Annotated in this window: 18 protein-coding genes; 12 read left to right on the top strand and 6 right to left on the bottom strand. The window is 39.2% G+C overall.

The features are described 5' to 3' along the window. The first annotated feature begins 194 nt into the window (after positions 1–194). Positions 195–710, top strand: a complete 516-nt coding sequence (locus NSTC745_RS07235; protein WP_445636542.1) for a YidH family protein — start codon at positions 195–197, stop codon at positions 708–710. Positions 711–851: 141 nt separating this feature from the next. Here the strand turns inward: NSTC745_RS07235 and NSTC745_RS07230 are convergent, their stop codons facing one another. After that, positions 852–3,110 carry a recombinase family protein gene (locus tag NSTC745_RS07230; protein WP_445636541.1) on the bottom strand — a complete coding sequence of 753 codons (2,259 nt, stop codon included), beginning with the start codon at positions 3,108–3,110 and terminating at the stop codon, positions 852–854. 87 nt (positions 3,111–3,197) lie between these two features. Here NSTC745_RS07230 and NSTC745_RS07225 point away from each other — a divergent pair, with 87 nt between their 5' ends. Next, positions 3,198–4,523, top strand: coding sequence for a proton extrusion protein PcxA (locus tag NSTC745_RS07225; RefSeq protein WP_445636540.1), 1,326 nt, complete (start codon positions 3,198–3,200; stop codon positions 4,521–4,523). Positions 4,524–4,833: 310 nt separating this feature from the next. On the opposite strand, the gene NSTC745_RS07220 is transcribed toward NSTC745_RS07225, so the two are convergent. Together NSTC745_RS07220 and NSTC745_RS07215 are read right to left on the bottom strand one after the other, a co-directional pair. Next, positions 4,834–5,802, bottom strand: a complete 969-nt coding sequence (locus NSTC745_RS07220; RefSeq protein ID WP_445636539.1) for an RICIN domain-containing protein — start codon at positions 5,800–5,802, stop codon at positions 4,834–4,836. A 195-nt stretch (positions 5,803–5,997) separates the two neighbouring features. Beyond that, on the bottom strand, positions 5,998–6,867 hold the full coding sequence (locus NSTC745_RS07215; protein WP_445636538.1) for an RICIN domain-containing protein: 870 nt from the start codon (positions 6,865–6,867) through the stop codon (positions 5,998–6,000). Between the two features lie 580 nt (positions 6,868–7,447). Here NSTC745_RS07215 and mltA point away from each other — a divergent pair. Further along, positions 7,448–8,710, top strand: coding sequence for a murein transglycosylase A (mltA, locus tag NSTC745_RS07210; protein WP_445636537.1), 1,263 nt, complete (start codon positions 7,448–7,450; stop codon positions 8,708–8,710). A gap of 220 nt (positions 8,711–8,930) precedes the next feature. Beyond that, positions 8,931–9,254 (top strand): helix-turn-helix transcriptional regulator, encoded by a 324-nt coding sequence (locus tag NSTC745_RS07205; protein ID WP_445638550.1) that lies wholly within the window; start codon positions 8,931–8,933, stop codon positions 9,252–9,254. Between the two features lie 176 nt (positions 9,255–9,430). Here the strand turns inward: NSTC745_RS07205 and NSTC745_RS07200 are convergent, their stop codons facing one another. Together NSTC745_RS07200 and NSTC745_RS07195 are read right to left on the bottom strand one after the other, a co-directional pair. Then, positions 9,431–9,664, bottom strand: a complete 234-nt coding sequence (locus tag NSTC745_RS07200; protein ID WP_096535269.1) for a DUF3134 domain-containing protein — start codon at positions 9,662–9,664, stop codon at positions 9,431–9,433. 740 nt (positions 9,665–10,404) lie between these two features. Continuing rightward, the gene (locus tag NSTC745_RS07195) at positions 10,405–11,787 is read right to left on the bottom strand and encodes a substrate-binding domain-containing protein (protein ID WP_445636536.1); all 1,383 of its coding nucleotides are present in this window, start codon (positions 11,785–11,787) and stop codon (positions 10,405–10,407) included. A gap of 1,371 nt (positions 11,788–13,158) precedes the next feature. On the opposite strand from NSTC745_RS07195, the gene NSTC745_RS07190 reads away from it, so the two are divergent. The 4 genes from NSTC745_RS07190 to NSTC745_RS07175 all read left to right on the top strand — a co-directional run bounded on the left by NSTC745_RS07190 (position 13,159) and on the right by NSTC745_RS07175 (position 17,701). Next, positions 13,159–13,782, top strand: coding sequence for a hypothetical protein (locus NSTC745_RS07190; protein ID WP_445636535.1), 624 nt, complete (start codon positions 13,159–13,161; stop codon positions 13,780–13,782). A 15-nt stretch (positions 13,783–13,797) separates the two neighbouring features. Beyond that, the gene (locus NSTC745_RS07185; RefSeq protein WP_096535265.1) at positions 13,798–14,169 is read left to right on the top strand and encodes a hypothetical protein; all 372 of its coding nucleotides are present in this window, start codon (positions 13,798–13,800) and stop codon (positions 14,167–14,169) included. Next, complete coding sequence (locus NSTC745_RS07180) at positions 14,123–16,870, top strand: hypothetical protein (protein ID WP_445636534.1); 2,748 nt, start codon at positions 14,123–14,125, stop codon at positions 16,868–16,870. Before NSTC745_RS07185 ends, NSTC745_RS07180 begins: the two co-directional genes overlap by 47 nt. A gap of 198 nt (positions 16,871–17,068) precedes the next feature. Then, a complete protein-coding gene (locus NSTC745_RS07175; RefSeq protein ID WP_445636533.1) occupies positions 17,069–17,701 on the top strand; it encodes a hypothetical protein in 633 nt (210 codons plus the stop codon). 2 nt (positions 17,702–17,703) lie between these two features. Here NSTC745_RS07175 and NSTC745_RS07170 read toward each other — a convergent pair whose 3' ends face one another. After that, positions 17,704–18,762, bottom strand: coding sequence for an IS630 family transposase (locus NSTC745_RS07170; RefSeq protein WP_445636532.1), 1,059 nt, complete (start codon positions 18,760–18,762; stop codon positions 17,704–17,706). 61 nt (positions 18,763–18,823) lie between these two features. On the opposite strand from NSTC745_RS07170, the gene NSTC745_RS07165 reads away from it, so the two are divergent. From NSTC745_RS07165 to NSTC745_RS07150, 4 genes are all read left to right on the top strand, one after another. Further along, positions 18,824–18,997 (top strand): hypothetical protein, encoded by a 174-nt coding sequence (locus tag NSTC745_RS07165; protein ID WP_445638785.1) that lies wholly within the window; start codon positions 18,824–18,826, stop codon positions 18,995–18,997. A gap of 135 nt (positions 18,998–19,132) precedes the next feature. Next, on the top strand, positions 19,133–20,182 hold the full coding sequence (locus NSTC745_RS07160) for a hypothetical protein (RefSeq protein ID WP_445636531.1): 1,050 nt from the start codon (positions 19,133–19,135) through the stop codon (positions 20,180–20,182). 186 nt (positions 20,183–20,368) lie between these two features. Continuing rightward, on the top strand, positions 20,369–21,193 hold the full coding sequence (locus NSTC745_RS07155; protein WP_445636530.1) for a hypothetical protein: 825 nt from the start codon (positions 20,369–20,371) through the stop codon (positions 21,191–21,193). Positions 21,194–21,439: 246 nt separating this feature from the next. Continuing rightward, positions 21,440–22,132 carry a hypothetical protein gene (locus NSTC745_RS07150; RefSeq protein WP_445636529.1) on the top strand — a complete coding sequence of 231 codons (693 nt, stop codon included), beginning with the start codon at positions 21,440–21,442 and terminating at the stop codon, positions 22,130–22,132. Positions 22,133–22,139 lie beyond the last annotated feature (7 nt).

Below are 22,139 nucleotides of genomic sequence, written 5' to 3'. Positions count from 1 at the left end.
TTTACCTTATTTAGTATTTTAACGCTGTAAAGATTTTGGCGATCGCTTGGCGTTTTCGTAGAATCCTCACCAAAGGTGTAGTAATGAACTAGCTAGTGGGCGTTAGAGAAGAGTTTTCCTAGTACCCAATACCCAGTCTTTTTAACACAAAGCAATCTTCAATCCAAAATCTAAAATCCAAAATTGTATTACTTATGGATAAAATACCGAAAATTGACCGCCAAAGGGAACATCAAGCCAACGAGCGAACTTTTTTAGCTTGGTTACGCACTTCTATTGCATTAATTAGTTTTGGAATTGCCATTGCGCGATTTGGGATATTTTTGCGCCAGCTTAATGTTGCTATTACTCAACAAGAAACTCAGGTAAATACATTAACGAATTCCGAAAATTTGGGTCTGGCTCTGGTATTTTCTGGAATTATCACGATTGTGTTAGCTGCATGGCGATACAATCAAGTTTTTTGGCAAATTGAGCAAGGAAATTATAAACCAAACAGATTACTTGTTTGGTTCATGACTGGAGTAGTAATTATTTTAGGGCTTTTCTGTATTCCTTTAATTCTATGGCGTAATAAAGTGCCTGTTCGTTATCCTATTCCAAATCAACCGCAGTCACGAAGTTTGCACATACAAAATCCAAAAATCAATATGAAAAATTTGGTAATTACTAATCGCTATAAGAATGTATTTTTTTGTTTAAATCGGTGATGAAATAATATTTTGTAGAGACGGCGATTTATCGCGTCTGTTACCTACAACGAACCGTATCGCGTTTGTTGCTACAACGAACCGTATCGATAGAAGACGCGATGAATCGCGTCTCTACAAATGGTATATTTTTGGCATTCTTTATTTCAAATTCGTGTCACTCGAATGAACACTAGTTTCAGAAATAACTGTGACACAGGCATTTACTAAGGGTAACAGTGGGCCTACTTGCTCTTGTCCATTGACGGCTAAATCGCTGTGACACAAATAAACTCTCTTGGAGACACGAGAGAGCAAATCTGCCAAAATTCGGCGTAGCCTTTGTTGTTCTGCTACTTTTTCATCTTCTGCTGTCCAAGGTTCGCCTAATCTATCTTGCAGGAAAAACGGCGCACCAAACAATGTTGCTGCACCACCTTTAGCCCATAGAGGCGAACCAGCATCCAGCCAAAAATGCCAGCGGTGCGATCGCCTACTGGATCGATATTGAAATATAGTTGCTAGGGTGACAGCTTTTCTAGCTCCACCAATGGGACGCACTGGGTAAGGGTTGGCGGTGATAGTACCGCGTCGCAGTAGTTGAATGAATTCGGTAATAGTACTTACTGAGGCAGATGAAGAGAACACAGAGAATTCTTTCCCCGCGTCCTCTTCCCCTACTCGCCCAGAAGATACTTGTCGTAACCTTGTATCAATTTCCCAGTAGTGTTGGGCTGTTTCTAGTAATTCGCGTAATGCTGCGAGTTGTTCGTAGGGGAGGTTGCTACCATTCCACAAAAAACGTTGAATTGCTCTATCCAAAAGGGAAATGGGACTGGGAATTAAACGTTGTTCTTGTTGCGATCGCTGTTGTTCTAACCACTGTAATATCTCGTTGTAAGCTGTGGTAGCTGCATAGCCGATTCTATCCCAGCGCTCGAAGGTTGACACTGGTAGCAAGTTGGGGCGATCGAGATGGGGTACGAAGCAGTAATCTGCTATTAAACCGGCGCGTACCGGGTCGATGTCCGTAGAGACGCGATGAATCGCGTCTCGATTCATCGCGTCTGTATTTTCTGGTGGTTGTTGTTTTCTGCTCAAGACAACGAGCATTTCTGCTACGGCATCCCGGTCTACGAGGCGTCCTAAGCCGGGATAAACTAGTGCCAGCATGGTGAGCAATGCTCGAATTACTGGCGAACTAATTAAGGGACGTTGGTCGTTCAGGGATTCTACTGGGATGTTTTGCTTGACGAGGATTTCTACTAGGGTATAGCGAGCGATCGCATCCAAACCTGGTGCTATAATCGCTACTTCTTCTGGTTCCACTTGCCCTGATTGGATGGCATTGGCAATGACTTGTGCTGTTAGCCGCAATAATTGGGCGCGGGAGGTGGTTTGAATTGAGTGTACGATTTCAGGTAAACTCAATGGCATAATTGACTCTGTGACTAATTCCACCATTTGTGTAGCCAGTTGTTGTCCTAGCGACTCTGGAGGCGGCCCGGTCAAGGTTTCTACCCGACAACGGTCTGCTAAACCTTCGAGGTAGTTCGGATCTCCTCCCAATCCCAATCGCACTGCACCATCGGGATTATAGCTAAACGCCCCAACTGCGCCTTCGTCTAAAAGCAACTCAAACAACAGACGCGCTACCCCAGGATAATCATCGACATCATCGGCTAGTATTGCTTGATAGCGTTTTGTTAAGTGCTTTTGGTAATTGCGATCGCTTAATAAATGCTGGCTATAAAGTTCAGTAATAATCCCATAAGTTAGCAATCCCCTCTCTAAACACCAGTTACGCCAATCTAACAGCAAAGATGCCAAAAATTCCGGCTCTAAATTTGTACTATTTTCCCCCAAACCCCTAGCCAAAATCTCGGCAATATCTTCACAAGGTGTACCACTATAAGCTGCTAATTGAAATAAGTCTAAGATGCGACGCACTAAACGAGACTCATTCACACCCGCAAGACGTAAAATTTCTTCGTCTAATTGGGAACGCCACAGTTTAGTTGCTAACTCTTGTTCGGTTTCCGGCCGCAATCTCACTGGAAACTGCGCCTTGAGGTTCAATGAATTGATTAGCAATGGCCAAAATAAAATAACCTCATCCTGAAAAAAACCCAGTGGTGTCTTCCCACGAACCGGATATTTTCCTGATGTAGATGTAACAATTTTATCTCCTAATTCTCGACGATTATCATCATTAGCAGCTAAGAGTAAAACTCCTGGTTCTGTTGGCTTAAGATATAAAAATTTGGAGACATTATCACCTTTTTCATGTCGTTGGTTTTTAGTATAAAATGATTCAATATACGTATTTTTAGGTTTCACCCAACTACAAAATTGCTCTACTAAGCGAGTTGTCTTACCGCTGCGGCTGGTGCCAACAATCCAAATCGAATGAGAAACCACAAATTTTCTCCTTGTAGATTTGCTAGTATACCTCGTGCGTTAACTTAAGGTTAAGAATCACCAAATAATGCTGGATGATTGTCTGCAATGAAAAACTTTGCTTTTAGCCAAAAAATCTATTCTTTCTTACTTGCTGCTTATCGATGGTACTTACAGACTCCGGAACGTTCTTTAAATGAGGCTTATGATGCAGCATTAAAGATCGAGGAAATAGAAAACAAGCATTTTAATGGTAATAAAATAGACACTAGCTCAGCCATGTACAGCAACAGCGTCATGGATTATTTTGAGTCAGACTTAAACAAGCTATTAAAAACTGCCAAAATGCGGCTGACAGAGTTTAGACTAAGCCGTTGGTTTCTCAATGAAGAAAATCAAAAAGCTGCTGATAAAGCAGGCATAGAATTCCTCAGTCCTTCTTTCGTTTTAGAAAGGCTGAATTTTATCGATGGAGTGATATCAAAATACATAACAATTCCTGAAGAAATGACTGCTAAAGTTGTAGTGGTTAAACCTCCAACTCCACCAGTTGACTCAGCAATTACTCCAGCGTTACCGCCTAAAATATCAACTAAAGATGTGGAGAGAAAATCGGATAAAAAACCAAAGGGTAAAACCGATACAATGGGTGTTTTACCACGTTCGATTTTAAGTACTATCAGTCGTTTGCAAGTTGAATTAGACCCTAATTCTGAAGAAGAAGTAATTCATAGTTTTCGTCAAGCTCAAAGAAGAACAATAATATCTATTAGATTTATTTTGCTCTTAATTATAGTACCACTTTTAACGCATCAAATAGCAAAGGCTTTTGTGGTAGGCCCAGTTCTTGACAGATTCAGAACTACCGAACAAGCAGAGGTATTTCTGAATTCCGAAATGGAAGAAGAAGCCTTGGAAGAACTACAAAGATTTGAAGAAAGAATCAAGTTTGAAAATCTGATTAGTAATGCACCACTATTATCAGCCGAGCATCTAGAAATCGAGCTAAAAGAGAAGGCGACAGAGATTGCTGAAGAATTTCGCAAGGAAAGCTCTAATTCGATTAAAAATGTTTTTGCTGATATGTTTTCTGTGGTTGCTTTTATCTGGCTGATGGTAACGAGCAAGTCTTCTATTGCTGTACTGAAAGATTTCTTCGATCATATTGTCTATGGGCTTAGTGACAGTGCCAAGGCTTTTATTATTATTTTGTTTACCGATATATTTGTCGGTTTCCACTCTCCTCACGGCTGGGAAGTATTATTAGAAGGTGTATCTCGCCATTGGGGATTACCGGCAAATCGGGATTTTATCTTTCTATTTATTGCCACATTCCCAGTGATTTTAGATACGATTTTCAAATACTGGATATTCCGATATTTGAATCGGATATCACCTTCCGCTGTGGCTACTTACCGGAATATGAATGAATAGGTAATGGGCAATCCGCGTTACCCCACCCCCAACCCCTCCCCTTGCTAAGGGGAGGGGAGGTTTTGCGTCAGCAAAGCCGGGGTGGGGTAACGCGGATCGTGATGGGAAGTGAGCGATAGCATCTGGGCAAGGGTTTCACGTTAAGTTGACACGTATGGGCAGTGCCGTACCCCTACCAACGTGTTTCTATCATTATTAAAATGAAATTCAATCAATCTGGACAATCATTGCAAAACCGACCCCTAATTTTGAAGGAGTCGGTCGAAGAGAAGGTCAGTTGTGATTTACAAGAAGGAGATGAAGGGCTTAACTAAACAGCCTCAAATTTCCATTTTTGAGCATTAGTGGAATTTTTACTGTATTGTTGAACATTAGCTCCATCAGCAGTGCCAGCGTTTGCTACATCTAGAGCCTTACCGCTATGTTTGGCGATGAGGTAGAAATAGCCATCACCTGCATCTTCCAACTTCCATTTAGAGTTATCGTCATTTCCTTTTGACCACTGAATGACATTGGTGCCATCAGCACTACCACCACCTGATACATTTAAAACTTTGCTACTAGTTTTATTAACAAGGTAGTAATAGCCATTTCCAGCATCTTCTAACAGCCATTGTTGCGCTCCAGATTTATTAAGAGTCCACTGTTGGACGTTAGCTCCATCAGCAGTGCTAAAGTTTGTCACATCTAAATATTTACTGCTGTTTTTGTTGGCAAGGTAGTAGTATTTTCCTGCCGCAGGAAGTGGTGTGGGCTGAGTAGTTGTAGGAGATGTTTGACCATTGGTTCCTTGTCCTTCTTGGGAGAAAGGCTCAAAGGCAATCCAGTTGATATGCCATTTATTAGCATTGGCTACTTCTGGGGTCAAGGCATCGGTTGTGTAATCTTTATCCCACCTGACCTCTATTTGAAAGCTTGTGGGGGTAGGTTTGTAGATAGCACTAGCTCCAGTGGTTCCGAAATGCTTGCCATCACCACCAATTGATGTTACATATATCGGTGTGCTGGTGAACCCCGCAGCACTAGTGTCAACTGTTACATAAAGACTATCAGTGCCACTGCCAAGTTGTTGCCAATTGGTTGCACCTGGTTGAGTTTTTCCCGATGCAAACTTGGCAACTGTCAACACAGTTTTTACTTGTGTGCTACTGCTGGTTGTTGTTTGAGTTGGTAGAGGTGTGGTTACCATGATTTGAATTCCTGAAGTTACTAAATTTTGAACATGGGCGAGGCTTTCAGGCTTTTTGTAAACGCAGACAGTTCCATACTTCTGTTGCATAGGAAGTTATGCTAGGAAGCTGCGCTATTGTGCCTGAAGTAAATAAAACCCTATCTGAAAAGACTTACAGTCTTGTTTGTGGGATAAGTTTGTCTGTTGCAAATGTTTAGAGTTTTCAAAAGTGAAGGATTCACCATTTCGCGAGCATTGCACCGCATCATCCCACTATGATGCAACCCTTTGTTGAGGACTGAATTATACAGGCTCAAATTTCCACTTTTGAGCATTGGTGAAATTTTTACTGTATTGTTGGACATTAGCTCCATCAGCAGTGCCAGCACTTGCTACATCTAAAGCCTTACCGCTATGTTTGGCAATGAGGTAGAAATAACCATCTCCAGCATCTTCCAACTTCCATTTAGAGTTATCGTCATTTCCTTTTGACCACTGAATGACGTTGGCTCCATCAGCACTACCACCACCTGCTACATTTAAAGCTTTGCCACTCTTGTTGACAAGGTAGTAATAGCCATTTCCAGCGTCTTCTAACAGCCATTGTTGGGCTTGAGTTGTATTGCTAGTCCACTGTTGGACGTTAGCTCCATTTTCAGTGCTAGCACCTGACACATCTAAATATTTACCGCTATTTTTGTTGGCAAGTTTGTAGTATTTTCCTGCCGCAGGAAGTGGTGTTGCCTTAGTAGTTGTTGATGATGATTGAGTACCACTCCCTGAACCTTGCTCTAAGAAAGGCTCGATACCAAACCAATTGATATGCCATTTCCTTTGATTTGCATCTTCTGGGGTGATGGGTGTGACGTTGTAGCCTTGATCGAACCTGACATATACAGTGAAGCCTTTTTCTGTAGCATTGTATATAGAAGTAGCTCCAGTAGTTGCCCAATGGCTACCACCATTGAAGCCACCAAGTGAAGTGACGTATATTGGTGTTTTAGTGAAACCAGCAGCACTAGTATCAATATATATACCTATGCTGTCGCCATCTTTCTTCCAATTGGTTACACCTGGTTCGGTTCTTCCCGATGCAAACTTCGCAACTGTATAGACAGATGTTAATTGTGTGCCATTGGTTGAGGTCTGAGTTGGTAGAGATGTGGTTGCCATGATTGAAACTCTTAAAATTAGTGGATTTTGAAAATGAATAAGTCTAAGTTTTCGTCAACGCGAAAGACAACTCAGCACAACAGCGATCGCCACAAGACATTAGTCCAGTGCGGAATACTATTGCAGCAGCATAAATAAGCTGTCGCACATTTAAATTGCACATTTTTTCGTGTTGGCTGTTAATTGTTGACAGTTAAGGGTCAAAGGTCAACACATTTAGGAAGTGAATATGCAATTTAAAAGTTGAATAGCTTAGTCGCTGGCTTAAAGCGTCTAGCTTGACAAATTCTTCGATCGAAGCCGCTTGAGGTGGCTCTCGATACACTTCATGCTTTTAATATTTCAGAATTTTTATGAGAATGCAAGGACAGTTAAGACAGTTAAAAAAAAAATTAAGACAGTTAAAAATAAGACAGTTAAGACAGTTAAGACATTTAAGACACTTAAGCAAATATTTCACTAAACTTCATATAGTGGCTTGGTTGTGCCTCTAACCGCGTACCTCATTTATCTGAAATATGCTGTAAGAACCTAATCACAGCCTGTTGAGTGCCAAAATTACCTATCCATTTAAATTTTCATGAAAAAAATATTTTCTGAATTAGGAAAGTTTCACAACTTTATTGCTATCAGCGGACTTGTAGTTTTATCAATTTCTTTGTTGAGGATGCAATCTGTGGCAAATCCAGAACTCAGTCCGCCAGAATGTCGAGTAAAAAAGTGGGATATATCAGTGTCTTTGACGGGGGAAAAACAAAAAGCAGTATTAATTCAGAGGAAACCAGTTACTTGTTGTCAGAGTGATGCTTCGTGTTTGGATGAGGCTATTTATGGAGAAATACCAGACAAAAAGACATTATTGACAGCTATCGATCGCAGTTTACAATACCTACAAACGAAAGCAGCTATAAGTGCTTACCAAAACTATCAGGTGAGTGGAATTAATCGCGATCGCGTCTTCAAAAGTTTGCAAAGATTCCGCGAAATTTTATTAACAACTAATTCCCCAACTGAGTTATATCAAGCCATAGAAAAAGAATTTGTTTATTATCAATCAGTTGGTAAAGATAACAAAGGTGCTGTTTTATTCACCGCCTATTACGAACCACTTTACGCAGCGAGTCGCGTCCCCACAGCAGAATATCGCTATCCTGTTTATCGATTACCTCCTGATTTCAACTCCTGGTCTAAACCTCATCCTACACGCCTACAATTAGAAGGAGCAGATGGCTTACAAGGTGCAAAGGGTAAATTGCAAGGTTTAGAATTGTTTTGGTTTCGCGATCGCCTCGAACCATATATGGTTCAAATTCAAGGTTCAGCTAAACTTCAACTTACCGATGGAACTCAAACAAGTATAGGTTATGCAGGTAATACTGCTTATAATTACAAAAGCATTGGGCGAGAATTAGTGAATGATGGCAAATTACCGCAAGAAGGTGTAACTATGCCTATGATTCTCGAATATTTCCAAAAACATCCCCAAGAATTAAATATTTATATTCCCCGCGATCGCAGTTTTGTTTTTTTTCAAGAAAACCACGGCGAACCAGCCCAAGGTTCCATCAATGTACCACTAACAGCAGAGCGTTCTATTGCTACAGATAAATCTCTCATGCCTCCTGGTGCTTTAGCTTTGATTCGTGCTTCTTTTCCCTTAGTTAATTCTACCGGAAACATGGAAGAACGGATTATTAGCCGCTATGTTCTCGACCAAGATACCGGAGGCGCAATTAAAGGTGCAGGTAGAGTCGATTATTTTTTAGGTACTGGTAAAATCGCAGGCGATCGTGCTGGCGTCACAGTTAGTAATGGGCAATTGTTTTATCTATTACTGAAGTAGAATTCAGAATTTAAAACTCATGTTTATACTTTATCTTTTATCTAGTTAATATTACTATTAGTAATAAACATTATACATCAATTATTTTTACCAAATACACAAGATTTCACCAATTCTGAATTCTCAATTCTGGATTATGAATTCTTTTAGTAATTTGCTAGATACTATTTTTTTGATGCTAGGATATAAGACTATAGATCGGAATAAAAGTGCTGTACCTGTGAAAGAAAAGCCAAAACCAAGGATTGCTTTGCTTCGTGAAAAGGCAGGGCTAACCCAGCTTGAGTTATCGCGTCTTGTTGGTGTGACTGAAAGCACTATTCAAAACTGGGAAAGTGGTAGAACTGGGACAGATCATATTGAAAGAATTATTCGGTTTTGCAAAGCTTTGAATTGCCAAGTAGAAGAGTTGATTGAATTTGTCAGCGACTCCCCACAAGAATCTACTACCCCAAATTCCTTAAGCGATAGACATAATTTGTTGGGTACGAATGATAACTTTTCAACAAATAGTTCTGATGCAACAGGAAAAGCAACAATTTAAGCTATTTCTGAAAGAAGATGAAGAGAAGCGATATCAAACACCCTAGTTTATAAATTAGGGTAGCACATCTGTGCTACCCTATAAATTATCTGTACTTCATACAGATAAACCATTGATTTCAAATCAATGAAATATTTTGGTGTGGTAATTAAGAATTACAAATTGCCAAAAAATTATTAAGCTTCTAAATCCAGATCGACATCATCATCATCATGATCGAAAGGAATATCATCAAGATCTATCATTTCTGATATTTCTTCTATTTCACCTAAATAGTCAGAATCTTGATGTTCGCGTTCTATGAGACGACCAGTTGACTTTAGCCATTCTAAAAGAATAAATTCATTACTTGTGCGAATTACAGGCGCTCGTTGATTACGAGGTTCTTCACGCAAAGGACTTGAAGGCATAAAAAAAGCTCACTATCGATATAAGTTCAAGTACTAACCCTATACTATTTTGATTTTTGACACAGTTGACTGTCCGTCATAGAAACTTATGGCAGCAATATATGTCAGTTTCTTAGAGGTATTCCAGTACAGTTTCCTTCGCTAAAAATTTTAATTTTCGGAATTGTCGAAAGTAAATTTTTCAGGTCAATTACTGAAAGAAAATACCTCCAGAATCAAAGGTGTAGAGATTTAGATTCGGAGAGGTCTCTATGTAGTCACTAACATGACCGAAAATATTTCTCAACTTACTTAATCATAACATAGTTGGCGGTTGAACTTTTTTAACAATTGTGACCGATCGCCATTTAGCGATCGAGAACAGTACGATTGTATCTAATTGCTACTTTGAATTAACTAAATACCTCAAACAATTAGTTGTTATTTTTACTAAGTGAACTGAAAGAGCGATCGCAATTATTTTATATTTATTTATATTTATATACTTATAAAATATAAATCATCGCCCAGACAAAACTTCAGAATTATAAATATAATCCTGAAGCAGAATTTTGATATACTTAACAGAATTTTTTAGTAAACCTGAAAAAAGTGTTGCTGATTCAGAGTATGAATTTTGCTTTACACCAAAGGGCAAGAACAAAGTTTTCAATGGTTGAAGTTTGAAATTTCATACTTTAATTCAGCAACACTACTAACGACAGTTAAGAGGTGCCAACTAAATTAATAGTTGAGTTCACCTAAGGGCTGGTAGTATTCACAAAAGTATTCACAACATTTCTAGATTGAGTTTTAATGGCAGCCGGAAGAGGAGCATAGCCACGAGCTATAGCTATACTGTCTGCGGTGGGACTTGAGGTTGGCGTACCACCTAAAGCCCAGTTGATAAAGGCCCTAATATTCGCTGCTATGGTAGTGTTTGCGTATCTGTCATAAAACAGCAAATAACTTGCTGTAGAAATGGGATACGCACTTGAAGGAGTTGGGTCGGCCAAATTATCAATTCTAACCAGCCTGTTAGCGGGAGCAGCACCATAACTAACAATGGTTCCACCACTCAAAGCACCTTGAATTCCAGCTGTTGTAGGGCCAACATATGTACCTGCTCTGTTGCGTAACAGTGCAGCAGGTAGACTTCTAGCTAACCGGGTAGCACTATCTACATAACCAATTGCACCACTAGTACTCGAAATCGTAGTCGCTACTCCTCCACCTCCTGAGGCAGATAGGAAACTTGCTGGCCAAACAACTGTATTGGCTGGTGGTGTTGGAGGTACGGTGCCTGAAGCACTTACGCTACCTACTCCTCTATTCCATACAGAGGTTGTTTGCAGACCTGGAGTCGCAGCAGTTTTACACGCAGTGTTGAGATGAGTGCTTAAAACAAAAGTGCTACCACTGCTGTCACTACGACGTACAACTCTGATGGGTAAATTGGCTGCGATGGCTGCACCACCGTTATCGGTTCTGATTCTGCTATCGTTCCAATTTGTGATGCTGCCGTTCAAAATACCACAGTAAGTATTTCGCGAAAGCCTCAGTCCAGCTGTTGGTATGGTAAGACCGGTACGGTTGTAGGATAAGGTGATTCCCACACCTACTACGGGCACTTGAATAGCCTTGCCGCTATTAGGTTTTCCACTACCGGTGGTAACTACTTGTTCTACTTGTGTTCCTGCTAAGGGGTCGTCACTAGCTGCAAAAGAGACTGGGGCTAATATGGTAGGGCCAGGTGATGCAGGCGGTACGGTTTGGCTGAAAAAGGCTGTTATGCCTGCGCCACTACCAACTGAAGCATATCTGAATGTGACAGCAGAATTGACTGGGCCATTTGTTGCACCAGCAGGATTGTTGAGGGATGGAGGATTTCCAACACCGTAAAAGTTAAACCATGAGTTTTGTGGGCTAAAAGGGGCGGTAGTTCCGGTACCTACAAATAAAGTATTTACAGTACTTGCACCTGCTCCATTTATGGAGAGTACCCCAGTTGGAGGAGGAGTAGTGGAGGTCTGAGCTAGAGATTTTTCGCTAACAGATTGACCTGCTACTAAACTAATTGTTATGGCAAGTACAGAAATCGAACTTATCAAATGATTCGATTGGCGATCGCGATAAAAAACCATGTCAAGCTCCTTGCAGTTAATTTAAGGATTAACACCCTGAAACAAAACAAATCATCAAACTTGCACTCGAAAATAAATTTTTCCTCAGCCAAAAATTTGGCTCGAAAAATTTATCTATCGAGCATAAGTTTGCAGAAACTGGTGAAAAATTAGAGCAAATAATTATGAACATCACTTTCTTTGACTTAGACGCACAGCAGCCTGCCATCAGCTATACCGGAGGCGTCAAGCAAAGAAAATAAAAATTTCACGGCTTTTCTAGGACTGCTATCACTGATAGCTGCCAAAATGTTCTAACGAACTTAACATTAGAGTGTTAAGGTAAAATTACAATCATGGTTGCATTATGAAAAGATTAAAACAATTAACATTGTTATTACTTAAAATTTGTTTTTCAAAGTGGGTTGTTAGTGCTTTTTATTAATTCCATCAGAGTAAAATCTGCATTTTCGCCCACAGTCCTATTTATATATGGTTTTACCAATTAAGCTTTACTTTCAAGCTTGCAATAGATTTAGGATATAAATTATTCTCTTGACAAAATAATCGTTATATCCATATTTTGTATTTTTCCTCAATGCATAATTTTTACTATCTTTTCTCAAAACTTAACCGATTTTTAAAGATTCTGAATATATTAATCGGCTTTAATTTTTGAACTTATTTACTTAGAACTTATTTATTTAGGAGGGAAGTAGGTACAGATGCTATCAATGGCGTCTGTATGGAACTAGACAATAAGGCTGTAGGCTTTTCGAGTTGAGGGGGAGTTTTTTTATGCAATCAAATAGGAATCTCATATTTCCAACACGGCGTACTTAGTGCTAGTGACGGTAGACTGATTAACACGGATGTGAATGGTAGTGCTAGTATAATCTCTAAAAGTATTCCTAAAAGCCTTGGCAAATGGGATACAGCAGCCACTTGCTTGATTTGTTTGCCAAAACTGTAGCAAGTGAGGAGGTGTAGCAGTTAAGTACTCAACTTTAGCGAGTAAAACTAGCTCTGAGCAAGGAATTCAGATTTAACTATGGCGATAGCGATTAAAGAGCGCTATGCTACCAAGGATTGTCTGGCATTACCGCTAGATTCTTGAAAAGTAATAATTAAAGCAAACTCGCTGGCATAGAAAAACTTTAGGAACACTGTAGCAGTTATGGTCAAGAGGTAAAAGCCTATCTCAGGGAACACACACTCATTAAAGAAACATTAATACTTTGTTAACTTAAATTAATAAAAAATCGTATTATGATGTATAACTTTGCTGAACTTTATAATTTGGGGAAAAATAAATGTTGAATCATGTAACATTGTCTTGCCTGTAAAATTTGAAACACCAACGCCCATAGTAAACCATAGGAAAATTAGCAAATGTTTAGACAAAGTTCTCACCAGAGAAACTTTTTCAAAGCTTTAACTGGTAGTGCAGCTACAGTAGGTCATAAGTTAGGACTGGCATTGAAATCCAGTCTGGCTATTTTGGTTGAATCTGTACCTTTTTTGATTGCTTGTGCTGTATTTTTAAGCGTTATCAGCTTAAAAAGTCCTATCCTGCTATTTTGTTTATTAGTTGGTAGTTTAATTGCAGTCATCACACACAAAATTGGACAGCAGGTAAATTTACCAAGGCGATCGCTAATAATATTACAAATCTTAGCAGGGGCGATCGTTCTGAGTTTATTTTGGTTAGATAACTTTGCTACTCCCGCACAAGCGCAGTTTTTTGGCGAAGCGGAAAAGTTTTTCAAAAAAACTTTGAATAATGGCTCCACAGGAAATAATGCTGGTGGTGCAGACACCGCAGTAAGTTTGATATTTAATATATTGCGGGCACTTTTCTTGCTGTATATTGCAATTTCTTTGGTTGGTGTCATCAACGCAGTTCGTAAAGATGAAGATTGGCAAAGCATCGCCAGAACTCCCCTATTAGTCGTTGTAGCTGTTACCATTGCTGATGTACTCACACGATTTGTAATTGGCAATAGCAGTAATTAATTTAAGATTTGAGAAATGTCTGAAGAGCGGGAACAAGAATTTCGTCCAGTTAACCAAGTTCTAGGAAGCCAACCTTCATTAGGGCCAATTCCGGCCGATCAAATTATTCCTTGGACAGTCATCGCCTTATCATCCTACTTAATTATCAATGGGATTTTTGGCGGTCTTTTTCAAGAAGAATTTCAAAAATGGCTGTGGACGCTATTAATGACTGGTTGGGGAATTGGAACTTGGTGGATATTAACTGGTGGTAGAAGTTGGAGTTTTTTAAGTAAATTTATTGGCGTTCCCGCTTGGACAAGAGGCTTTGCTCGTTATCAAAGCTTACTGGAAGTTAACCATGAAGCAAAAAATCGGAAAACAAAGCGTCGGCGGCGCCGGAAATGAAACTAGATTAACGCCATTTGAAGATGCCTTACACTTGGCAACAATGTTGCGCGTCTCGATGAATGGACGCGATATTGGTGCTTATTTGTTGACAAAAGGCATTCAAAAGGATCGCTTCTGCTTTGTTTTTGGTTTTGATTGTAAAGGAATTCATACCACTTTAAGACCAGAACAAATCGATACACTTTTTAATAACATTGAAGCCGGATTGAAAGACATTCCCAGCGGTGAAAGAATGACGCTGCATTTGGGATCTTTTAGTTCAGATATAGAACGGCAAAAAGAATTAGCATCACTCATCAGAAATGCGCCATCAAAAGATATTAAATATTTGCTGATGGCAGAGAGAGCGAGAATCAAAGAACTGACTAAAGCTGGCGTGCGTAAGCCGAAATTTTTACGGATTTATGTTACCTACACAGTGGAAACAAGCTCTAGAAATGCTGATGATTGGATAGAAAGACTTTTAATCAAAGCTGAGTCGTGGTGGTTGAAATTTAAAGGCGAACTCTCAGAAGCCGAAAACCAACGCCTGGAAACGGTAATTACCAATGCTTACAAGCAGGGTTTTTCGCGTTGGGAGCAAATTTTATCTAACAAAATGGGATTGGATGTCAAAGCTTTGAGTGCAGTAGAACTCTGGCAAGACATTTGGAAAAGATTTAATGATACCCAGCCAATAGATATTCCCCAATTAATCACCTTGGATGAAGAAGGACTCCACGAACAAGTTAATTCAGATTTAGCTAGTAGCAAATTGTTGATAGAAAATATCCACGGCACAACTTTGCTGATGGAGTCTACTGTACCGCGTGCCGATCGCCGTTGGGTACATGTAAACAATCGTTATATTGGCACAATGTCATTTCTGGAAAAACCCGGTGGTTGGCCGAATAAATCGTCTCAACTGCGGTATTTATGGGAACTGTTAGCCAGAGAAACAGTAGTAGACACAGAGATTTTTTGTGAATTGACTGCGGCAAATCCAGCATTAGTAAAAACGACTCTCCAACGAGTGCTGAAGCAGTCAAATATGACGACAATTTTGGCTCAAGAAAAAAGTAAAACCATTGATGTCAACGCCCAATTAAAGTTAAAAAAATCGGTAGCAGCACAAGAACAATTATATGAAGGTGCAGTCCCGATTTATACGAGTATCGCCATTTTGGTGCATCGTCCAACTGTGGAGAAATTAGACGAGGCCACAAGATACATTGAAAACTGTTTTCAACGTCCAGCTAGGGTAATTCGAGAAACCGAATACGCCTGGAAAATTTGGTTGCAAACTCTCCCGATAGTTTGGGAAGGTTTGTTAGCAACACCCTTCAACCGCCGTCAGCTATATTTAACAAGTGAAGTTCCGGGATTAATGCCTTTAGTTTTAACTAAAAGAGGCGATAGACAAGGCTTTGAATTAATTGCGGAAGAAGGCGGAACGCCAGTACATTTGGATTTGTTTAACCAACACAAAAATTTAGCTTTATTTGCCACCACTCGTGCTGGTAAATCGGTGTTGGTATCGGGAATTTTAACTCAGGCTTTGGCCTATGGCATTCCCGTAGTGGCTCTAGATTTCCCCAAACCTGATGGTACGTCTACTTTTACTGACTATACACAGTTTATGGAGGGGAATGGAGCTTATTTTGATATTTCCAAACAATCGAATAACTTATTTGAGCAGCCAGATTTAAGAGCGTTAGATCCAGAACAACAACGCGATCGCATGGTAGATTATACCTCGTTCTTAGAATCAGCTTTAATGACAATGGTTTTAGGATCGTCTACCGAAAGTCAAATTTTATCTCAAACGGTGCGATCGATTCTCAACCTAGCCTTAGAAGTCTTCTTTGCTGATGAAGGTATCAAAGAACGATATCGCAAAGCAATGGCGGGAGGCTTCGGTTCTCCAGCTTGGCAAAAAACCCCGACTTTAAAAGATTTTCTGTTTTTCTGTTCCTCAGAACATTTACAGCTTAGCTCCTTAAGTGGCAGAGTAGAAGACGCCCTCAGTCAAATTCAGCTGCGGTTGCGTTTCTGGCTTTCTAGCCGCGTTGGACAAGCCATTTCTGCACCATCCAGCTTTCCTACCGACGCCCAACTTTTGGTTTTTGCTCTCAGAAACCTTTCAGATAGTGAAGATGCAGCCGTACTATCCTTAAGTGCTTATTCAGCAGCACTCAGACGCGCATTAAGTAGTCCAGCTTCCATATTCTTTATCGACGAAGCACCAATTTTATTTGAATTCGAGCAAATTTCTGATTTAGTTGGTCGGATTTGTGCCAACGGCGCTAAAGCCGGTATCAGAGTTATCCTATCAGCACAAGATCCTGATACCATCGCCAAATCTAAAGCCGCATCGAAAATTTTGCAAAACTTAACAACCCGATTAATTGGACGCATTCAACCAGTTGCAGTGGATAGTTTTGCAGACATCTTAAAATATCCCCGCAAAATTATTGCTCGTAATGCCTCAGAAAGCTTTTTCCCACGCAAAGAAGGTATTTATAGTCAATGGCTGCTAGATGATAACGGCGTTTATACATTCTGTCGTTACTATCCAGGTTACGAACAATTGGCAGCAGTGGCTAACAACCCCTACGAACAAACTGCACGCAGTCAAATGATGCAAATTCATAAGGATAAATATGAAGCAATTTCCGCATTTGCACGTCAGTTAGTAGCTACACTACGTAGTAATTAGGGAGGATATCTGTGAGTAGTTAACAGGAATTCAAAATCAAGGACTAATAAATCAAACAATCTCCAAAAACTGATTGTGGAGTGGGCGTCTCGCCCGTCCAAAACCAAAAGCAAACAAATTTACCCCACAAACAGTAATAATTTATTTCTGAAAATTACTCACTAGATAACTTCGTCTACCTTTTTGAGGTACAGATGTATGCGAAAAACTACTATTTTGACTTTGACTTTAGTATCTCTGGGAATTCTCCCTGTAGCAGCCCAATTCAGCACTAATAAATCAGGATTGGGTCAGGTTTGGACTGATTTTCAATTATATTCCAAAGATTTGCAAGACTACTTCCAATATAATCTCAACGACAACTTAAAGACTGTAGACTACCAAAGCCGAAATGCTCTGAGTGGTGCTAAAGGAGAATTGAACATACCTAACCCTGTTGGTGCAGGTAAAAAAGTTCGCGATGACTTAATTCTCTACTCTAGATCGGATCGCTTTGAAAATAATGCAGCTGTGCGCGGAAATTTAGTGAGTAATGAACTCAATCGTTTAATTACCCGTGGAGCAGCTGAAGGTGTTCTCGGTGAAAATGGACAAGCTCGGTCACAGGGAAAGTTAATAAGTACGGAACAATCTTTGAAAGAAATTGCTACAGAAATCAATAACAATCCTATTCGGTCAAAAATCAGTTCCCTCGCGGGTAATACAGCTATCCAAGCAGCTACCGGCATTCCAGCATTAGCTGACATACTAGGTCTTGGTCAAGAGCAAACTATTAAAATTCAACAAGAGCAAGCAAAAATATTAGCTGAAACATTTGCTCAAACAATATAGGACTAGTATTTGATTTCTGAAAAAGCTCCGTACATTTGAAGAGTGGCAAAATCAAAGGTAGTGTCTCGGAGAAACCACTCAAACATCCATTTGAGATGAGAGAACGAAGGAATCAAAGCACAGAAACGCCGTACCCAAGTTTTAGCTTGTAACCAAATATCCTCAATTGGATTTTGTGATGGGCAATTAGGGGCAAAGCGAACACAATGAATTTTCCAGTGTTCTTGAGACAAACCAAGGTTTATCTCGCCTAAAAAGTTTTGAACCAGATGTGAACGATGGTAAGAAGCACCATCCCAAAAAAGAAGTAATCTTTGGTTGGGCGACTGATCTAATAAATAACGTAGATAATCAATCGTATTTTCTGAGTTACCTGCGTTATATGCTTTGAGCAGTAAGCCTCCCTTCAAATAGTCAACTGCCCCGTAGTATGTCTGTTTATCTCGTACATTAACAACTCTCACTGCTATCTCTTGGTCAGTTCTTCCCCAAACATATCCGCTTAAATCTCCCCACATTAAATGACATTCATCAAGCAGTAATACTTTTAACTTTCCTGTCTCGATTTCCTCCCGATGCCTTGCCAACAGTGTTTCAATCTCTTTTTTTTTTGCAGCAACAGCGTCCTCGTCAGCTTTTGGATTCAAAGAAGTAGTTTTCTTCCAACTAATTCCTGCCGCATCAAATAAATCGTAATAGCTCCGTTTTGATTCATAAGTTAGATCGTATTCAAAAGCCAATTTATATTCGAGTTCGCCAAGTTCCCAACACTCCTTTGTTTGCAACCAACTTAAGATTTCTTCTCGTTGTTGAGCAGTTAAGTAGCCTTTTCTTCCCTTGTGGTTCAAGTGCAGCCCCGAAATTCCATATTCCTCGTAGGCTTGTTTCCAGCTTGTTATCGAACCAAGTGACACATCTAAAATTGTTTGAATTTCTTCATACTTGTAACCTTGATAAACCAGTTTAACTGCCAAAGCTTTCCTTACCTCACGCGCATCTGGGCGATCATCTATAAATTCTTGTAGTTCTGCGATCGCGGCTTGTAGATCCTGGTTTATCATTGTTCGTTCTTAGACAGATACACACCTCAGTATTATCTCTTAGTTTTTTCAGAAATCAAATATGATTCCTATACAAACTAATCAGTATTTGCAATACTCAAATCTAAATCTAGCAAATATTGCCCAACAGACAGAAGAAGCAAATCGCGCTCGCAGAGTCGAAACATCCACCGAAGCATCACGGCTTTTACGAGCAACTTCTCAAATGGATTTGTTTGGCAGAAAAGATAATTAAGAAGAATTCAGAATCAGTACGCTTCTGCTATCAATAAATCTCAAATTTAACCTTTGATGAAGCAACATCAAATTTACAATTGAGTGTAATGTTTTAATATAAAAATCATAAAAAATCGCCGATAAAGTCAAAATAATGCAACTTGCTATTTTACGATTTTTTGCCCAAGTAGGCATTGATGAAATTCTCGATAATGGTGTCGCAACTTCCCAAAGTATCGCTGAAGGTTGGGACAAACAATGGCTGGATTTATTACAAAAGAACACCAATGAAAACTTGTATGGAACGCTGACAAATGTAGGTATTTTTTTTGCAGTCGGAACCCTATTATTTTTTATGGTACAATTCCTCAGGGATTTATTAACCTACGAATATACTCGTCCTATATCAGCATTAATTTGGCCATTTGTAGTAGTGATACTCTTAAATAATTCCGGCAGTGGAAGTATACTTTCTAATTTGACACTGGGAGTGCGAAATTTTATAGACAGTGCAAATCAACAAGTATTGGTCACAGCAGATGCAGATAAAATGTACCAACAAGCGCTGAGTATGAGTGTTGCTGAAGAAGTAGCGGGTTCTTTCCTGCGTCCTTGTCAATCACTTACTGGCGAACAGCAAACTGAATGTTTTGCCAAAGCTGCGGAAAAAGTGAATACTCTCTGGCAAAAATATCGAGATTCATACGGTAATAAAAACTGGATATCGAGACTACAAACCAAGGTAGATAATATCAGATATGGTACAGGTATTGTATCGGAAACTTCATTTAATTCCTTATTAGGTTCTACAGTGCAAACTAGCCTCAAAAACTTCTTAGTTTCCTTGCAATACGCCTTCCAAAATTTAATCGAAGCAACATCCTTGCTAATAGCAGCTCTAGGGCCGGTTGCTGTTGGTGGTTCTTTACTACCTGTAGCTGGTAAACCAATCTTTGCATGGCTTACTGGATTTTTATCTATTGGGATTGCCAAGATTTCATTTAATATTATTGCTGTGTTGACTTCGGCAGTAATTGTTAATGGTCCCGGTCAAGATGCTAATGTTGACCCAGACTTAATGTGGTTCATGATTTTTCTGGGAGTTCTAGCGCCTATTTTATCTTTAGTTGTGGCTGCTGCTGGGGGGTTTGCAGTCTTCAGTGCTATCAACAATGCGGCTTCTTTGGTTAAGGAGAGAATATAGTTAAAAATTCAGAAGTCAGAATTCAGGAGTCAAAAGTCAGAAGTCAGAATTCAGGAGTCAGAATCATTTAAAAATCATGATAATAAACATTAAAATCTATAGCAATCTTAAATCATTCGTTAAAAAAAATATATCGCCTATCATCATATATAACAACAAATTTTTTTTGCCGCAGGAGGTGATTGAATGGTACGTTTATTAGAGAAAGGAAAAAGAACAGTAAGTGTTTTGACAATTTTTGCGATCGCCACCTTTAGTTTGCATCTATTAGTATTACTTTTATTCTTATTTCAAGGCATAACTATTCGCCAACTGGCTTTGAGAAAACCTCCAAATTTTGTACAATTAATAGATGGAAAAAAGGTAGATGAAATTGACGATTTAAAAAGAGATCCCGAAGCAATTCGTCAATTCATCAGCAAAACCATGATTGCAATGTTTAAATGGTCGGGAACTTTACCCGCACAAAGAATTGAAGAAGTTGCAAACCCCAAACCAGATTTGGGAATATTAATTAGAACACCCCAAGGCGGTAGCCAAAAAATTAGTACTACTAGCTGGATAGCTAGTTTTGCTTTATCAGAAGACTTTCGTAAAGGTTTCTTAAGCACAATTGCCGAAATCACACCGCCAGAAGTGTTTTCTGAAAATCCCAAACAAGGAATGACATCAGAATTAGTAATTAAACGGGTTTATCCGCCAAAGGAAATTGAACCAGGTAAATGGCGAGTCGGTATGGTAGCCGATTTAGTTCAAAAAAATCGGGGTGATGGTAGAAGAGTTATAACTCCTTTTAACAAAGACTTTCTTGTGCGTGCAACAGATTATTTCCCTAATCCCCAAATGGAAAGTGGCACAGATCTGCAAAAAGCAATTTATAGTGTCCGCGCTGATAGACTAGAGATTTATGAAATTCGAGATTTATGTTTGTTAGATAGTTATAGCAACCTGAATGAAGCTCAATTAAAAGAATGCAAAATTCAACAACGAACCGATAATTTTATCAGATAAGAATTCAGAATTCAGAATTCAGAATTCAGAATCCAGAATTCTAAATTTATAAAAGGTCTAGTATGCTTAGTATAGTAAAATTAAAAATTATTATTATAGTATCTCAGTTAAACTTTAAAAACGAAATGGTGTACTTCACTAAGTTCAAATATACTGTATATCCATTGCTAAAACCTTCTCTTTACTTCTGAATTCTGACTCCTGACTCCTGACTCCTGACTCCTGACACACAACAACAAATTATTAATGCAGATATTTAAATCAGAAAATAAAAAAAGTAACGCCTTACCACTGTTAGCAGTAGGAACATTTGGTTTACATGTATTTACCTTACTGCTATTGATATTTCATGGGTCTATGTTACAACAGTTAGGTCGGCAACTCACGCCTCAAAGTTTAGTACAACTCGTTGATGGCCGTGTGATTACAGTAGACCCCCAAGAGAATTTAGAGCGACAACCAGAAACTATTCGGCGCTTTGTAGCTGAAACTATGAGCTTAATGCTTACCTGGTCGCAGCAACAGCCACCAACAACAGTCTGGGAAATTAGCTCCCAACTCGTGGCTGATGATTTTAAGCAAAAAATGAAGTCACAAATAACTAACTTAAATCCAGATAGCCAATTTGAAAATGTTAATAGAGGCGCTGAAAATGTATTAGTAATCCAAAAAATATCTCAACCTACAAAAATAGACAATGGGAGATGGAAAGTCGAGATATTTGCTAATCAATTGACTTTTAGCAGTTATGATAAATTAGGAAAATCAACTTCGTTTAATAAACAAATTTTAGTAAGAGCAATAAATGAGCCTGCAACTTCACTACCAAATGCGCCGCTTCCGTCGCACTTTGCGGTTTACCGTCTTGGTGAAGCCAGACTAGAAATTTATAATGTCTGTGAAATTCAAGATAAAAATTGTTCTGGAAATTCAAAGTAAGCTTTAC

It is taken from the genome of Nostoc sp. DSM 114161 (genome assembly GCF_052692665.1).
This window is presented reverse-complemented; position numbering and strand designations above follow the sequence as displayed.

Bases quoted from the DNA above. Each gene is read 5' to 3' on its own strand.
- NSTC745_RS07235 (WP_445636542.1), top strand. From the start codon at position 195: ATGGATAAAATACCGAAAATTGACCGCCAAAGGGAACATCAAGCCAAC.
- NSTC745_RS07225 (WP_445636540.1), top strand. From the start codon at position 3,198: ATGAAAAACTTTGCTTTTAGCCAAAAAATCTATTCTTTCTTACTTGCT.
- NSTC745_RS07220 (WP_445636539.1), bottom strand. From the start codon at position 5,802: ATGCAACAGAAGTATGGAACTGTCTGCGTTTACAAAAAGCCTGAAAGC.
- NSTC745_RS07215 (WP_445636538.1), bottom strand. From the start codon at position 6,867: ATGGCAACCACATCTCTACCAACTCAGACCTCAACCAATGGCACACAA.
- mltA (WP_445636537.1), top strand. From the start codon at position 7,448: ATGAAAAAAATATTTTCTGAATTAGGAAAGTTTCACAACTTTATTGCT.
- NSTC745_RS07200 (WP_096535269.1), bottom strand. From the start codon at position 9,664: ATGCCTTCAAGTCCTTTGCGTGAAGAACCTCGTAATCAACGAGCGCCT.
- NSTC745_RS07195 (WP_445636536.1), bottom strand. From the start codon at position 11,787: ATGGTTTTTTATCGCGATCGCCAATCGAATCATTTGATAAGTTCGATT.
- NSTC745_RS07190 (WP_445636535.1), top strand. From the start codon at position 13,159: ATGTTTAGACAAAGTTCTCACCAGAGAAACTTTTTCAAAGCTTTAACT.
- NSTC745_RS07185 (WP_096535265.1), top strand. From the start codon at position 13,798: ATGTCTGAAGAGCGGGAACAAGAATTTCGTCCAGTTAACCAAGTTCTA.
- NSTC745_RS07180 (WP_445636534.1), top strand. From the start codon at position 14,123: ATGAAGCAAAAAATCGGAAAACAAAGCGTCGGCGGCGCCGGAAATGAA.
- NSTC745_RS07175 (WP_445636533.1), top strand. From the start codon at position 17,069: ATGCGAAAAACTACTATTTTGACTTTGACTTTAGTATCTCTGGGAATT.
- NSTC745_RS07170 (WP_445636532.1), bottom strand. From the start codon at position 18,762: ATGATAAACCAGGATCTACAAGCCGCGATCGCAGAACTACAAGAATTT.
- NSTC745_RS07165 (WP_445638785.1), top strand. From the start codon at position 18,824: ATGATTCCTATACAAACTAATCAGTATTTGCAATACTCAAATCTAAAT.
- NSTC745_RS07160 (WP_445636531.1), top strand. From the start codon at position 19,133: ATGCAACTTGCTATTTTACGATTTTTTGCCCAAGTAGGCATTGATGAA.
- NSTC745_RS07155 (WP_445636530.1), top strand. From the start codon at position 20,369: ATGGTACGTTTATTAGAGAAAGGAAAAAGAACAGTAAGTGTTTTGACA.
- NSTC745_RS07150 (WP_445636529.1), top strand. From the start codon at position 21,440: ATGCAGATATTTAAATCAGAAAATAAAAAAAGTAACGCCTTACCACTG.